Annotated in this window: 14 protein-coding genes; 7 read left to right on the top strand and 7 right to left on the bottom strand. The window is 42.6% G+C overall.

Features of this window, described 5'->3' with window-relative positions:
- Positions 1–24: 24 nt before the first annotated feature.
- Positions 25–507, bottom strand: a complete 483-nt coding sequence (locus tag ACS72_RS16460; RefSeq protein ID WP_048882757.1) for an MSMEG_0572/Sll0783 family nitrogen starvation response protein — start codon at positions 505–507, stop codon at positions 25–27.
- A 226-nt stretch (positions 508–733) separates the two neighbouring features.
- On the opposite strand from ACS72_RS16460, the gene ACS72_RS16455 reads away from it, so the two are divergent.
- From ACS72_RS16455 to ACS72_RS16435, 5 genes are all read left to right on the top strand, one after another.
- Complete coding sequence (locus ACS72_RS16455; protein WP_048882756.1) at positions 734–2,656, top strand: sigma 54-interacting transcriptional regulator; 1,923 nt, start codon at positions 734–736, stop codon at positions 2,654–2,656.
- Between the two features lie 242 nt (positions 2,657–2,898).
- Positions 2,899–3,117, top strand: coding sequence for a Sec-independent protein translocase subunit TatA (locus tag ACS72_RS16450; RefSeq protein WP_004894723.1), 219 nt, complete (start codon positions 2,899–2,901; stop codon positions 3,115–3,117).
- 9 nt (positions 3,118–3,126) lie between these two features.
- On the top strand, positions 3,127–3,543 hold the full coding sequence (gene tatB / locus ACS72_RS16445) for a Sec-independent protein translocase protein TatB (RefSeq protein ID WP_008303590.1): 417 nt from the start codon (positions 3,127–3,129) through the stop codon (positions 3,541–3,543).
- Positions 3,540–4,316, top strand: a complete 777-nt coding sequence (gene tatC / locus ACS72_RS16440; protein ID WP_048882755.1) for a twin-arginine translocase subunit TatC — start codon at positions 3,540–3,542, stop codon at positions 4,314–4,316. The genes tatB and tatC overlap by 4 nt, the downstream gene beginning before the upstream one ends.
- A 167-nt stretch (positions 4,317–4,483) precedes the next feature.
- Entirely contained in the window at positions 4,484–6,814 is a 2,331-nt protein-coding gene (locus ACS72_RS16435) for a PhoX family phosphatase (RefSeq protein WP_048882754.1), read from the top strand.
- A 338-nt stretch (positions 6,815–7,152) separates the two neighbouring features.
- Here the strand turns inward: ACS72_RS16435 and ACS72_RS16430 are convergent, their stop codons facing one another.
- Entirely contained in the window at positions 7,153–7,962 is an 810-nt protein-coding gene (locus ACS72_RS16430; RefSeq protein WP_048882753.1) for an SDR family NAD(P)-dependent oxidoreductase, read from the bottom strand.
- A 242-nt stretch (positions 7,963–8,204) separates the two neighbouring features.
- On the opposite strand from ACS72_RS16430, the gene ACS72_RS16425 reads away from it, so the two are divergent.
- Both ACS72_RS16425 and ACS72_RS16420 read left to right on the top strand, forming a co-directional pair.
- Positions 8,205–8,591, top strand: coding sequence for a diacylglycerol kinase (locus ACS72_RS16425; RefSeq protein ID WP_048882752.1), 387 nt, complete (start codon positions 8,205–8,207; stop codon positions 8,589–8,591).
- A 39-nt stretch (positions 8,592–8,630) separates the two neighbouring features.
- Positions 8,631–9,344 carry a phosphatase PAP2 family protein gene (locus ACS72_RS16420; RefSeq protein WP_004809314.1) on the top strand — a complete coding sequence of 238 codons (714 nt, stop codon included), beginning with the start codon at positions 8,631–8,633 and terminating at the stop codon, positions 9,342–9,344.
- Between the two features lie 24 nt (positions 9,345–9,368).
- Here the strand turns inward: ACS72_RS16420 and ACS72_RS16415 are convergent, their stop codons facing one another.
- From ACS72_RS16415 to ACS72_RS16395, 5 genes are all read right to left on the bottom strand, one after another.
- The gene (locus ACS72_RS16415; protein ID WP_048882751.1) at positions 9,369–10,688 is read right to left on the bottom strand and encodes an ATP-binding protein; all 1,320 of its coding nucleotides are present in this window, start codon (positions 10,686–10,688) and stop codon (positions 9,369–9,371) included.
- Positions 10,689–10,694: 6 nt separating this feature from the next.
- Complete coding sequence (locus ACS72_RS16410) at positions 10,695–11,366, bottom strand: response regulator transcription factor (RefSeq protein ID WP_008303577.1); 672 nt, start codon at positions 11,364–11,366, stop codon at positions 10,695–10,697.
- 1 nt (position 11,367) lies between these two features.
- Positions 11,368–13,044, bottom strand: coding sequence for a phosphoethanolamine transferase (locus ACS72_RS16405; protein WP_048882750.1), 1,677 nt, complete (start codon positions 13,042–13,044; stop codon positions 11,368–11,370).
- 188 nt (positions 13,045–13,232) lie between these two features.
- Positions 13,233–13,934, bottom strand: coding sequence for a VIT family protein (locus tag ACS72_RS16400; RefSeq protein ID WP_048882749.1), 702 nt, complete (start codon positions 13,932–13,934; stop codon positions 13,233–13,235).
- 235 nt (positions 13,935–14,169) lie between these two features.
- Positions 14,170–14,841 (bottom strand): DUF1345 domain-containing protein, encoded by a 672-nt coding sequence (locus ACS72_RS16395; RefSeq protein WP_048882748.1) that lies wholly within the window; start codon positions 14,839–14,841, stop codon positions 14,170–14,172.
- Positions 14,842–14,888: the final 47 nt, after the last annotated feature.

Here is a 14,888-nt window from a genome sequence, read left to right as displayed (position 1 = left end):
CTCCTATTTTTCCTAATCTTTGAATTACACTGTCCAAGTATCGATAATTAGTGCATTGTCACGACGCATGAGCAGTTTAAGATCCATCACATCCAATGGATTAATGGCACGGATTCCTGGAATCAGGGCTTTTTCGGTTTGACCATACAGCGCCTGTAAAGCAAAACGGCAAGCATAAACTTCGCCACCTTCTTCCATGAATGCTTTGATCTGGTTGTTGACTGCCAGATGTCCTGGAAATGCTTCAGCGCCTAAAGTCGGGAAACCACGTTGTACCCCTAATTGCACACCTGGACCATATAGCAGGATTTTGGTTTCAAATCCTTTACGTAATAAACGTTTAGCCTGTAACACATTAACCAAACCAATCGAACCTTCAAAAGCCACTGTATGGAATGTTACTAATGCTTTTTCGCCGGGCTGTGCTTTTACATCCTCAAATACCTTTTCTTCATAGTCGACCAGGAAGTCGCCATCTTTATATTGTTCGATATCTACCCTAGGCATAATGCACTCCGTTTTCAGATGAATTAAATGAACCGAATTGGTTATCCTAGATATTGCGAAAGCCATGCCAATACTGGAAATTGAATAAAATATAAAAATTAAATAATTGTTTTTATTTAATAATTTTTATTTTGAGCACTGAAATTTAAATTGAAAATTTTCTTTCCAACTATGAAAAATCGTATTACTATGAAGTTTCATATCTATAACTACGAATTTTCATATTATGGCAGCAGACTTTATTTCGGGTTGGGGAAATTCTGAAGAGTCTTTACGTCCTTTAGCCTTTGAGCATACAGCTCAAGCCCTTATTGTCATTGACCCAAGAGAAAACCGCTTTATTGATTTCAATATTGCTGCTGCCCGTTTACTGCGTTATGAACGCCATGACTTGCTAAACAAATCTGTGACTTCAATTTTTGGGCACTTTACCCAACTACCGCATCTCATCGCTTTTACCGAGGAAATTCTTAATAAAGGTCAAGCATGGAATAATGAGATTTATGCTTTCGACCATCATGGCGAGAAAATCCAGCTGGATGTACATGCAATCCACTTGCCTTACCAGCAACACGATTACTTGATCTGGTCCCTAGTTGATGTCAAAGACCTGGAACTACGCCAATTTAATAAAAATGCGGACAAAACCATTCGTGCCGGACTATTAGAATGGCAAGCTTTACAAGAACTGTTTATTGATTCAGATAGCGGCAAACATTTACTGCTCAGCTCTGTGGGTGACGGAATTTATAGTATTAACCAGCAAGGACTATGTACTTTTATCAATCCGGTCGGTGCCAAGATGTTGGGACTGAAGCCCGAAGATGTTATCGGCAAGAATATCCATCAGATTCACCACCATACTCATGAAGATGGCCGTCATTATCCAGTAGAACAATGCCCCATTTATGCTGCCGTACATGATGGTGTTGTACACGAAGGGATTCAGGAAATTTTTTGGCGGGTAGATGGTAGTTATTTCCCGGTTGAATTCACCAGTACACCCGTGATCCGTGATAGTGAGATTATTGGTGCAGTCGTGGTATTCCGTGATATTTCCGAGAGACTGAATACTGAGGCTAAATTGACTCAAGCATTAAGTGAATTACAAAGCCTGAAAAGTCGTTTAGAGCAGCAAAATGAATATTTGCAGGAAGAAATCCTGCAAGAAAACCAGTATCACGAAATTGTCGGAAATAGCAGTTCAATCCGGGAAATTATTGAAAAAATCAAAGTCGTTGCTCAAACAGATGCGAACGTGATGATTTATGGAGAGTCCGGTACAGGTAAGGAATTGATCGCCCGTGCTATCCATCAATCCAGTCATCGTAGCCAACAGCCATTAATCCGGGTCAATTGTGCTGCCATTCCGCCCGAGTTATTTGAAAGTGAATTTTTTGGTCATGTCAAAGGTGCCTTTACCGGTGCCATACGTGATCGTGCTGGACGTTTTGAACTGGCAGATCAAGGCACATTGTTTTTAGATGAAATTGGTGAACTTCCATTAGAGCTACAAAGCAAGTTACTTCGTGTATTACAGGAAGGCACTTTTGAACGGGTTGGTGAGGAACGGACGCGCAAAGTAAATGTGCGGATTATTGCGGCAACTAACCGTGATCTCAAGGTAGAAGTCCGACAGAAGCGTTTCCGTGAAGATCTCTATTTCCGTCTAAATGTATTTCCAATCTTCTCGCCTGCTCTACGTGAACGTAAAGAAGACATTCCACTTCTGGTTAGTCATTTTACTAAGCTGATCTGTGAGCAGCGTAAAGTACCTTATCTCTCTTTTAGCCAGAAACATATTCAGGAACTGCAGCGCTATAATTGGCCAGGTAATATCCGTGAATTACAGAATGTATTGGAACGTGCCATGATTACAGCTCGTCATGGTGCTGTGTCATTTCAGTATTTATTGGAACAAGATGGTCAGCCTGTTTCTCAAACAAAAGAAAGCAATGTACTCGTGGAGAATGGTAATTCAGATATTCTTACTATTGATGACCTTAAACAATTGGAAATTAAAAACCTGCAACGGGCTGTCCAGCATTGTGAAGGAAAAATTTTTGGTGAAGATGGTGCGGCCAAATTACTTGCAATTAATCCAACGACCTTAATTTCAAAATTGAAAAAATTAGGGATTCGCTATTAATTTTTCCCGGACCTCTACTTTGACATGATAGAGGTCTGGGGATGTTTACTTTTTTTCATTTCTTAAAATATTAACTTTACTAAGTTTATAAACCAGAAAAATTTAAAAAAATAAACAGCACAACTCATTGCGAACTTCCCTCTTGCTTCCTGTCTCCAAACTGCCATCAAAACGTCATGGATTTGTCATTTATTCATGTTGAGATAAGCCCATAAATTTAAAAAAGATGTAATGAGGACAACATGGCAGGATTATCGATTTGGCACGTACTTATTTTTGCAATCGTCGTAATTTTACTTTTTGGCACGTCTAAACTCAAAAATCTGGGCAAAGATGTTGGCGGTGCAATCAAGGACTTTAAAAAATCTGTACGTGAAGAAGAGGCTGAAGCGGCAAAAATTCAACAGCCCCGCACTATTGATGCTGAAGTTAAAGTCAGCGAGAGTTCAATCAAAAGTTAAGGTATCGTCATGCTCAATATTGGAATGACTGAGCTGCTAGCCTTTGGGGTAATTGCACTTCTAGTGCTCGGACCAGATAAGCTACCTGAGGCAGTTCGTTTTATAGGTAAATGGTCTACCAAGATAAAAAGAACCGTCAGCAATATACAAAATGATCTTGACCGTGAATTGCGTCTGTCTGAGCTACGTGAGCAAATGCAAACCGAGCTGAAACGTATTCAGGAACTGGAAGCCAAAATGCAGACACAAATGGCTGATCTCAATGCACCAATTGAGCCGGTCACAAAAATTTCAGAACAGCCGGTACTGAAAACTCAGTCAAGTTATGAACTGGTCAATCAACCGCTTTCCCCGGTTCATTTAACTCCGGCTAGGCAGGTCGCTAAGCAAGAAAAAAAATATCCTGACATGAAGGTGGCCGTATGAATATTTTACCGTCGACTCAAGCCAGCAGCGATCCCCAGAAAGTTCATCTAGAAGAAATGCCGATTACCCGACACTTAGTGATTCTGCGCAAGCATCTTTTCAAGATTGTAGGAATATTGATCGGACTGTTTTTCTGTCTGCTACCATTTGCGACGCATACTTATCAGCTTTTATCCGAGCCTTTACGCGCCCAGTTACCGGCAAGTTCCACCATGATTGCCACCGATGTAACTGCGACATTTATGGCACCGTTTAAATTGAACTTTTTTGTTGCCCTGCTGATCGCCATGCCTTTTATCTTGTATCAACTTTGGGCCTTCGTTAAGCCGGCACTATATGAAAAAGAAAAAAGTCTGGCTTTGCCGCTCCTGATTGGCAGCATTGTCCTGTTTTATGCGGGTATCGCTTTTGCCTATCTGGTGGCTTTACCGTCTATCCTGCATTTTTTTATCAGTGTATCGCCTGAAACCGTCGCGCCCATGACTGACATTAATAGTTATCTGGCCTTCTGTTTAAAACTTTTTCTGGTGTTTGGATTTACCTTTGAAATTCCGATTATTACCCTGTTATTGATTCTGATCGGTGTGGTAAGCACACGGACCTTGGTAGAAAAAAGACGCTTTATTGTGGTGGGGTGTTTTTTTGTGGCCATGTTTGTAACGCCCCCTGATGCCCTGTCCATGATCATGCTGGCTATACCCATGTGGCTGCTGTTTGAGCTAGGTTTAATGGCCGGAAAATTTCTGGAAAAGCGGCATCTAAAAAATAGCTAATTAAGAAAAATGCCTCCTTACTGGGGGCTTTTTTATATTAATTTATTTATATAAATTAATGTTTTATTTAATTATTTTGAAATAAAAGCTTCACCTTTTAGTCATATTTAACTGCTAGTTTATTTCTGACTTTAAAACAACCAAACCTTAGTTGTGGGAATAAAACAATGACAGATTACCTACCTTATGATGAAAATCAGGAACTGGACAATAACACTTCAGATAATCATCATTTTCGGGATATTCTAGAACAATCTATGTCACGTCGTGACTTGATTGCAAAGACTGCAAGTGGGGCTGCAGCATTGGCACTGGCTTCTAGCCTGACTGCGTGTAGCGATGACAATGAAAATGGCAATATTGGGGACGATGAGAGCAATCCGAATCCGCCAACAGACAACAATGCTCGTCCAGAAAAATTAAGTTTTAGCCCAGTGAAAAAAAACCTAGATGACTGGGTTACGGTTCCTGAAGGCTATACAGCCACTGTCCTATATGCAATGGGAGATTCAATTCATCCTATCTACTCTGACTGGGACGATAACAATATTCCGAACGGACCAAGCTTTCAGTTCCGTTCTGGTGACTGCCACGATGGTATGAGCTATTTTGGTTTAAGCACTAAGACTGGCCGTTATGACGAGAATGCATCTGAGCATGGCCTGCTGGTGATGAACCATGAATATATCAATCAAACTTTTTTACATCCTCAAGGACCAACAAAAGTTGATGGTCGTCGTCCAGAAGATGAAGTCATCCGTGAAGTGAATGCACACGGTGTATCAATTGTGCATATTAAGAAAAACACCGAAACTCAAGCGGTAGAAATCGTTAAATCATCACCATTTAACCGCCGTATTACGGCTTCAACAGTGATGGATTTTTCTGGGCCGGTAACAAACTCTCCATTAGTCCGCACTGCTTTCTCTCCTAACGGTCGTCAGACTCGTGGTACACACAATAACTGTGGTAATGGTTATACACCATGGGGCACTTATTTAACTGCCGAGGAAAACTTTATTGGTTATTTCCAGCGTTCAGGCACAGACCAATATGCAGATCGTAGTGAAGCTGAGAAAACCGCACTTAAACGTTATGGCTTAGGCTTAGATATTTCATATCAAACTGAAAAAAATGCCGATGGTACAGTTAAACGTGATGAGAAAAATAGTATTGTTTATGTTCTAGATGCACAAGGACAAAAAGTTCCGGAACGCGATGATCAAGACCGTATTGTTTATTTAGATAAATCTTCACGTTATGCATGGGAAACAGCTCAGGCTGGAGTTGAATCACAAGATATGTACGACCGCTGGTCAGCTAACGTAACCAAAGCCTCTGCAAGTCAAGACTATCGTAATGCACCAAATACCTTTGGCTGGATTGTTGAAATTGACCCATTTGATAACAGTGCAAATCCGGTGAAACGTACTGCACTGGGCCGTTTTGCTCACGAAGACTGTCGTGCTAGCCGTGCGATTGAAGGTGAACAGTTTGCCTTCTACATGGGCGATGACTCACGTGGTGAATACATTTACAAATTTGTCTCTGATGCAAAATGGGATCCAAAAGATATCAATACCGGCTACCGTGCTGGTGACAAATATATGAATAACGGTAAGTTTTATGTTGCCAAGTTCAATGCAGATGGAACTGGTCAATGGATTGAACTTGCTCACGGTAAAAATAGTTTAACTGCAGAAAATGCGGTATATCCTTTTAGCTCTGATGCGGATGTTTTAACTTTTGCACGTTTGGCAGGCGATGCCGTTGGTGCGACGAAGATGGACCGTCCTGAATGGGTAGCCGTTAACCCGGAGAATGGTGAAGTCTACGTTACCCTGACTAATAACAGTAACCGTGGCAATAGTTCAACACAACCTGTTGATGCTGCCAACCCACGTAATTACTCAGATCCTGAAGGCGGTAAGGGTAATGTGAATGGCCATATTATTCGCTTTAAGGAAGAAAACACTGCATCAGAAAGCTTTGAATGGGATATCTACCTGTTCGGTGCTGAAGCATCGATGGATGCCAATATCAACCTGTCGGGCTTAAATGATAATAATGATCTGTCTTCACCAGATGGTATGTGGTTTGATCCTCGCGGCGTACTCTGGATTCAGACAGACGACGGCGCTTATACAGATACCACTAACTGTATGATGCTGGCTGCCCTGCCTGGACAAGTAGGTGATGGTGGTCCAGCAACAACCTCTAATGGTCAAGCGACGATTGCGGGTGCCCAAGTGACCGATGAAAATTTACGTCGCTTCCTGACTGGTCCAAAAGAGTGTGAAATCACAGGGGTAACCATGACACCGGACTATAAGGCCATTTTCATCAATGTACAGCATCCAGGTGAAGATTCTAAAACCTTTGATGCTCCAACCAGTAACTGGCCTGCAAGTCAATCAGATCGTTCGAACAAGACCGCACGTCCACGTTCAGCAACTGTTGTGATTACGCGCAATGATGGCGGTGTTATAGCCGGTTAAATAGCTCACTTAAATTAAAATGCTGGCTCAATGCCGGCATTTTAATTTTTGAATGTTTTTTTAATTTTAAGAGTTAACTGGTCAATAAAAAGAATATTTTTGTTTAGAGTTAAATTGATATAAATATTAAAGTATGAAGTGGACTTCGGATCAATATATAAGTGAAATCCAATACAACTAATCATAGGTTCAGCTATCTTCTACTTGGAAGACTTGTAATTTGCAGCTTTATTTTTGAGTATTTTTCTAAAAAAAAGCAGGTATCCAAGGAGGGATTGATACCTGCCACTTTAAGGGAACTATATTACTATCCTGCTTCTTCAGTCTGTGAATCACAGTTAGAAACTAGCAACTTTTTCTGCACATTCACAAATCGTTGGTAACTCTCTATTAATCGATGCTGATATTAAGTCTGGTAAAATCTGGTTAACAGCTATCGAAATTTTTTCAGGATAGCCGACCTGATACGACTGACAATCTCGATGTAAAAACTGATACAGTTCTTCAGCAACAAATTCGGGACTGTCAATATTTTTTCCCAGTCTGATATTCATTTCTATTGCATTTGAATGATGAATATTGGTTTCGGTAACCCGTAATGAAAAGTATCTGAATCTGATTGAACTTTTGCTGTATTCACGGGCTAGTGCTTCGGTTGCACCACGCAAGGCAAATTGGCTGGCACAATAACTCGCATATCCAGGATAGCCAATACTGCCAAAGGTTGAACCTACATTAATGACCTGGCCAGGCGGACTGATAGATATCAATGGCAGGATCTTTTGTATCAGCTGCATTGGATAAACTGCATTAATCAGCATCATTTGTTCCATGATTTCTTGTGGCTGCTGTGTAAATAGCTTGAAATCACTGATACTGATGTTGTTAATGTAGTAGTGAATGGGTTTATTCAGCGTAGCAAGAGCTTTTACCAGCTCTTCCCTGCTTTGCTGATCGGCAAAGTTGCAATGAATTAAATCCAGTTGTAGCTGTGGATAACATTGGGCTATATTGTCATGTACTCTTTGCAGAATCTGTTGATTCTGCCCAACAAGAACCAGACTAACCCCGTTTTGGCCCAGAACCTTTGCAATAGCCTGACCAATACCAGAAGTAGCATCCATAATTGTTGCAGTTAAATTAGGCATAAATACTTTCTCTTGTTCTTAACAGAATGATTCAAGATCAAATCTGCCGCAGGTCATGTGGATCACATCACGAAAAATAATTTAATACTTAAGATAAAACTCCAAACTTAAAAAATTCTTAATTCTGCACATAAATTTAAATATTATTTTTATTAAAAAAACACATAGAGACCATTTTTTTTAAGAGAGTTTTAAGCCTGTAATCTTAAGTTAGAGTTTCCTTTTATTGACTCATGACAGCTATGTCTTCCTACCGTTCACCCTATAAAGGCATCTCGGGAATACAGCGTATTCTGAATGCGACCCGTTATTCCTTGGCCGGCTTTAAAACAGCTTTTCAAAATGAAGCGGCCTTCAGGCAAATCCTGCTCATCAACCTGATTTTGATTCCTCTGAGCTTTGTCATGCCGGTGAGCCGGGTTGAGCAAGCACTGATGGTGGCCGTGTGTCTGTTGGCGCTAATCGTTGAACTGCTTAACTCGGCGATTGAGGCGGTGGTAGACCGTATATCCATGGAGCAGCATGAACTGTCTAAAAATGCCAAGGATATGGGCAGCGCTGCCCAGTTTGTAGCACTCAGTTTAATTACCGTGACCTGGGGTCTTATTTTAGCGGGTTACTTGATTTGATCCCTCGCCTGCTACAGCAAGAAAAATGGAAGATTTAAAATGATATCCGAGCATTCCCGGTTTTTACTGACACAAATATTGCTACTGATTTTCAGTTTTCTGATGCTCTGGAATTTTTTTGATGTAGGTGGAGCAATTGATTTACAGCTGATTTATCCGTTCATTGACGATCAGGGACAATTTCCCCTGCGGCAACACTGGGCACTGGCCGAGCTCAATCACCGCTATGTCAAAAATCTGCTGATTCTGGTGTACATAACATTGTTAGCCGGTTGGCTGGCTTCACTGAAATGGCAGAACTGGCATCAACGGCGCTGGGAATTTGGCTATTTCTTTAGCATGGTGGTGCTGACCACGGCCTCGATTGGCATTTTAAAATCCCAGTCGGCGCATGCTTGCCCCTGGGATATGATCATTCCCACCCATGAGGGTATTTTGTGGGATTTGAGTGCTACTGCCGGACACTGTTTTCCCGGCGGACATGCATCCAGCGGTTTTGCCTTGATGGCTGGTTATTTTGTCTATCGGATTGCTAACCGCAAGCGGGCTTATTTTTTCCTGATCGCAGCAGTGATTTTAGGCTTCGCCATGGGCTGGGCGCAAATGATGCGTGGTGCGCATTTCCTGAGTCATAACCTGTGGACCGGTTGGATTACTTGGTGCATGAATGTAATTGGCTATGCGCTGTTTAGCCAAAAACTATCATTGGGAAAAGCCGCTGCTCCTATACTCACTAACATCAGACAGCCTTAACTGCAAAAACTGAAGCCTATCCACTCAGGCTTCGACTACAGGAAATTTAACTTGTACACACAGGCCGCCCAGACTGCTACTTTGCGAAAATTCCAGCGTGCCACCCAGGCGCTCGGTGGCTTTATCTACAATCGACAAACCTAAACCACTGCCAATTTCGGCATAGTTATGAATCCGGTAGAAACGCTGCCGGATCTGGGCGAATTGAGCAGGATCAATCCCGGCTCCACTATCTTCAATCTGTAAAATCGCCTGCTGGCCTTGCTGAAAAATCGATACATTAATCACGCCGCCTTTCGGAGTGTATTTAATCGCGTTATCAATTAAATTATAAATAATCGAGTGCAAAGCTGAAGCTTGTCCATGAATCAGCAATTCCTGCTGCTGTTCTAAACCCAGATCAATCTCTTTCTGTAAGGCCAGCTGGATCAGTTGCTCAATGCAGGCCACGGTCATATGATTGAGTGAAAGCATTTGTGCCGGCTCGGTTAAGCTATCGGAAGCATCCTGTTTGGCCAGACTCAATAACTGGTTGACCAGATGCTGCATGCGCAAAACGCCCTGACTCAGATTATGGAGCGAGTCGCTCTGCGGAAACTGCTGCAATAAAATTTGCAGCTGCAAGTTGAGTGCGGTCAGTGGCGTGCGTAATTCATGGGCAGAATCTGCGACAAATTGACGTTGTTCCTGTTGGGCCAGGGAAATTCGACCAAACAGATGATTCATTTCCTGAATGGTCAGTTCCAGCTCCAGGGGATAATCCTTCATTTCAATCGGCTTTAATTCTTGTGCCTTGCGGCTGGCCAGTTCCGTTTTAAAATCATGCAAAGGCTGAAAATTTTTCCGGATCATCCAGCCTAAACCGAACACAGCAAAAGGCAAGAAAAGCACATAAGGCAGAAACATATTGCCGGCCAGTTCCAGTGCCAGCTCCTGCCGGACATTTTGCTGTTGACTCACCTGAATCTGCAACTGGTCACTTGGAATGATATAGGTGAGCCAGGTGCCATGCGGCGTCTGATGCTTGTAAAAACCTGCTTTTTTGACCGGTGCAACCAGCACATTCTGTGGATGCAAGGGAGTAGCTGTCTCTGCATAAGACCAGATATCTACAAACAAATCTTCTTCACTGTACTGTTTTTCCAGATCAATTTGGCTTTGTAGTGGTCGCGGATGATTTTCTGCAATGCGCTCGGCCAGACTTTGCATCTGTTTATCCAGCACTTCATTTATTTCTTCGAGGGCAATCCGGTAGGCAGCGAAAATCAGGATACAGCCCAGTACCAGACTAAATAACGAAATGTAGATAATCAGGCGTTTTTGCAAAGAATAACGTTTCTGCATAAGGCTCTATCCTAAGCGATATCCTAGACCACGTATGGTACGGATGAAGTCTTTGCCTAATTTCGCCCGCAGATGATGCACATACACTTCAACGGTATTACTGCTGACATCACTATCGAAGTCATAAAGCTTGTCTTCTAGATCATTTTTAGAAAAAATTTTGCTGGGATGAGTGAGTAATGCGGTGAGAATCGACCATTCCCGATTAGACAACTCGATCGGCTGACTGTTAAAGCATGCGATATGCTGCTCCAGATCCAGTTCCAGACCACTGTGTGATAACTTTTTATGGCTCTCTGCCCCGGTATTTGGGGGACTACTGCGTCGGATCAAAGCATGAATACGGGCCAGCAGTTCATCAAATTCATAGGGTTTAATCAAGTAATCATCTGCCCCCTGATTTAGCCCATCGACCCGGTTCTGTAACTGATCCCGGGCAGAGATAATCAGCACCGGCAAATTGGGGAACTTCTGCCGGATATGTTTGAGTACCTGCATGCCATCCATCATCGGCAGGCCCAGATCCAGCAGGGCAATATCATAGGCCTGCTGTTGTAACTGCTTTAAACCATCCAGGCCATTGTTGACCCAATGCACATCAAATTGATGCAGCTTGAGCAAGGTTTCAGTCGACTCGGCAATCATAAAGTCGTCTTCGATAATCAGTATTTTATGCATTTCAAGCTCTGTTCTTTAATGATGATGAGCATTGTGCAAGCATATCATTTTTAGCTTCAGTCACTTGCGTTTTTATATCCAGCAGGCTTAATAAGCTTGGGAAAAGATGATCCTGACTGCGTGCCTGTTTGGTCTGTGCTTTGAGACAGCTCACTTGCCGGGCATTCTGCTGCGTCCAGTCCTGCGAGAACCACATCAGCATCGGAACATGGGTTTGCTGGGTCGGCGCCATACTATAAGGTGCACCATGCAGATATAAACCATGCTCTCCGGTCGATTCTCCGTGATCAGACAGATACCAAAAACCGGTCTGATACTGGCTTTGCTGTTTTAGGGTCTCAATAACCTGAGCGAGTACATGATCTGTATAGACAATCGAATTATCATAGCTGTTCTTTAACTCGTCAGCGCTGCAGCCCTGAATGGCATTGCTGTTACAGGTCGGCTGGAACGGCTGATACGGCGCTTTGGAACGCTTGAAATACGCTGGCCCGTGACTGCCCATCTGATGCAGCACGATTAATTGCGGTTTCAAGTTGTTTGTGTCCAGATGCGCCAGATAATCTTTCAGGCTATCCACCAGAATTTCATCAAAACATTCCCCAGCAGCATCACACCACTTCTGTTTCAATGGTGCAGGAATCTGGTATTGCTGCACCCGGTCACAAGCTCCTTTACAGCCAGAATTATTGTCGATCCAGGTCACCTGATAACCGGCACGCTGAGCGATATCCAGTAAACCTTCACGGTGGCTGGCTAACTGTTCGTCATAATTCTGACGGGACATGCCTGAAAACATACACGGAACTGAAACGGCAGTTGCTGTACCACAGGAACTGACCTGACTAAAATTAATCACCGCTAACTTGCCCAGTTCAGGATTGGTATTACGCGCATAACCATTTAACGCAAAACTCTCGGCACGTGCAGTCTCCCCGACCACCAACACCATCAATTTGGGTTGCTTCTGCATTTGAGCCTGCTGTAGCAGATGGGCATCTTCACCATAAGTGATTAAAGGCAAATTGGCTTTAGGTGCTTTCTTTTTATAATAAGATACGGTGGACGCAATGCTGTTTTGCGGGGAAATCATGCCCTTTAGATCGCGGTGCTCGCGGAAGATGGCTGCATAATCGACATAAAAACAGAATAACAGTCCTAGAATTAATCCGGCTGAAAGCAGACTGCTCAGGCTTTTATGCCACAATTGACGCCCGAAAGATGCAGGCTGAATGTTTAGCATCCAGACGATACACAGCGGAAAAACCACAAAGACCAGCGTCCAGATCACCAGTCGTATTGACCAGAGATCACGGACTTCACGGGCATCGGTCTGCAGCATATTCTGGATCTGCTCCGGGGTAATCACCACACCCAGACTATTGACAAAATAAGCACTAAAACCGCCCAGAATGATCAACACGCTGGCGAGTATTTTGGCATTCCATTTCCAGTTCAGCCATTGCAAGACCAGATTGTACAAGCCGATAACCACCAGGACTGTAGCCGCCAATAATGCGCCTGCCTTGAGATTGGTATAGGGCGTCAGTTGATGGATTTTCTGATAGAAAGCAACATTTAAGACCAGCCCCAGCCAAATGGCGAGTAACAGGTTAAAGCGTGCAAGGCTGATGGGTTTGATCTGGCGTAGACCGGGAAAAGAAAGCAGCTTAAGCATTTTTTTAGTTCAAAGACTTTAAGATGCTTTAGCCTAAAATCTGAAGCTTAAAAATGACTTAAAATACTTTCTTTGCGAACTTCATAAAATTTTCAATGCTACTGTTCCAACCTTGTTTAGACTTATTATTTTAAAAAGGATGTGATTCCCTGGCTAGTGCGAATTTGAAAAGTATATCCTGAGTACATTTAAGCTACAGCCACATTAAATAATGAGCCGATCCAGGAGCTAAATAGCATGGCAATCACCCCCCAAAGCATGACTCGAGCCGAACCTTTCCAGATATTCACCCCTCCTGTATAACTTGCCAGTGCACCCATAATCCCGAGGCTAAGCACACCGATCAGCATCACGCCTTTATCCAGGTACTGTTCAGGTAGTAACAAAATAGAAAGTAGAGGAAATAGTGAGCCTATAGTAAAAGCGATAGCGGATGAAAATGCAGCTCGAAAAGGCTGAGCCGAAGTGTTTTCTGATATACCAATTTCATCGCGGGCATGTGCATCTAAAGCATTATGTGCGGTGAGCTGCAAGGCAACTTGCTGGGCCACCTCAGGGGTTAAGCCACGCTGGATATAAATATTTTCCAGTTCTTTCAGTTCATGTTCTGGATGACGTTTAAGCTCACGTGCTTCCATATTCAGATCATTCTTTTCAATATCCTGCTGGGATTTGACCGAGATATATTCTCCAGCAGCCATCGACGCAGCTCCGGAAATTAATCCGGCTACACAAGTCACCAACAAGGTATGTGTGGACGCGCCACTGGCTGCCATTCCCACCACCAGACTGGTGACAGAAATAATTCCGTCATTTGCCCCGAGTACAGCTGCGCGCAACCAGCCCGCCCGTTCAAAATAATGTTTTTCAAGATGATAAGAATGACGCACGGTATAGTCTCTTTTTTTTTCTCAACATCATGATCGTATATTTATTTCGCCCGAAGAAACAACTCTTTATTAAATAAACTCTTGTTCAGAACAGCTCATGAATGGGTGAGCGCTCTTATTTACCAATTTTTATTGCATGGATTGCATTTTTCCAATTGCACTCATTTGAACATCTGAGAAATTTACAAGTCACAGTCCTAGCACTGCAGTTTATTTATTATTAAATGCTGTGTGTTCAAGTACTGATAAAGGTTGCTGTTACATTAATAGCGATGGCCAAAATCGTGGTATTGAATCCATACGCCAGAAGCAAATGTAAAGTATTGAGTATTCTCATGGGTTGGCGAGTAATTGATACATCGGCCGTTTGCGCTGAAGTGCCAATAATATAGCTAAAATACAGAAAATCGGGATAGGTTGGATTTGGCGTATTTGGAAAAGCCAGTCCGCCATGTTTATGCTTTTCAAGGGCTAAATAAAAGTCATGAGCATAATGAATCGCAAAAATGGTATGCATCAGGAACCAGGCCGAAATAATAGTCAGGATGGATAGCTCTAAATGGCCGGTTCTAATGGCAGCATCTTTAGGTAAATGATGAATTTCAATAATTATGGCAATAAAACACATCACTAAAGTGATGATGACAAGCACCAGAATAACCCATTTGCTGGCATCCTGTTTTATGGCACGTTGTAGAATATGGTGATGGTCTATGTGCCAGAGCTTTTTGATAGTAAAAAGTAAGTAGGCATAAATGGTAATGTTCCAGCTCATCAAAATGCAGGTAGACCAGCTTAAATGAGTCGCTGAATAGAAAATAAAATACCAAATCAGGATAGATGGAAAGATAATAAAGAAATAAAGTCGGGACTGAAGCGCTGTTCTTATAGATTGGAGGAAACGCATGAGCTGTCCTGCATGTCATGAGATGGCTTTAGCAGTATAAAGTATTT

Source organism: Acinetobacter sp. VT 511 (assembly GCF_001077515.1).
GTDB lineage: Bacteria > Pseudomonadota > Gammaproteobacteria > Pseudomonadales > Moraxellaceae > Acinetobacter > Acinetobacter schindleri.
The sequence above is the reverse complement of the archived record's forward strand: the minus strand, read 5'-3'. Positions and strand labels throughout refer to the sequence as shown.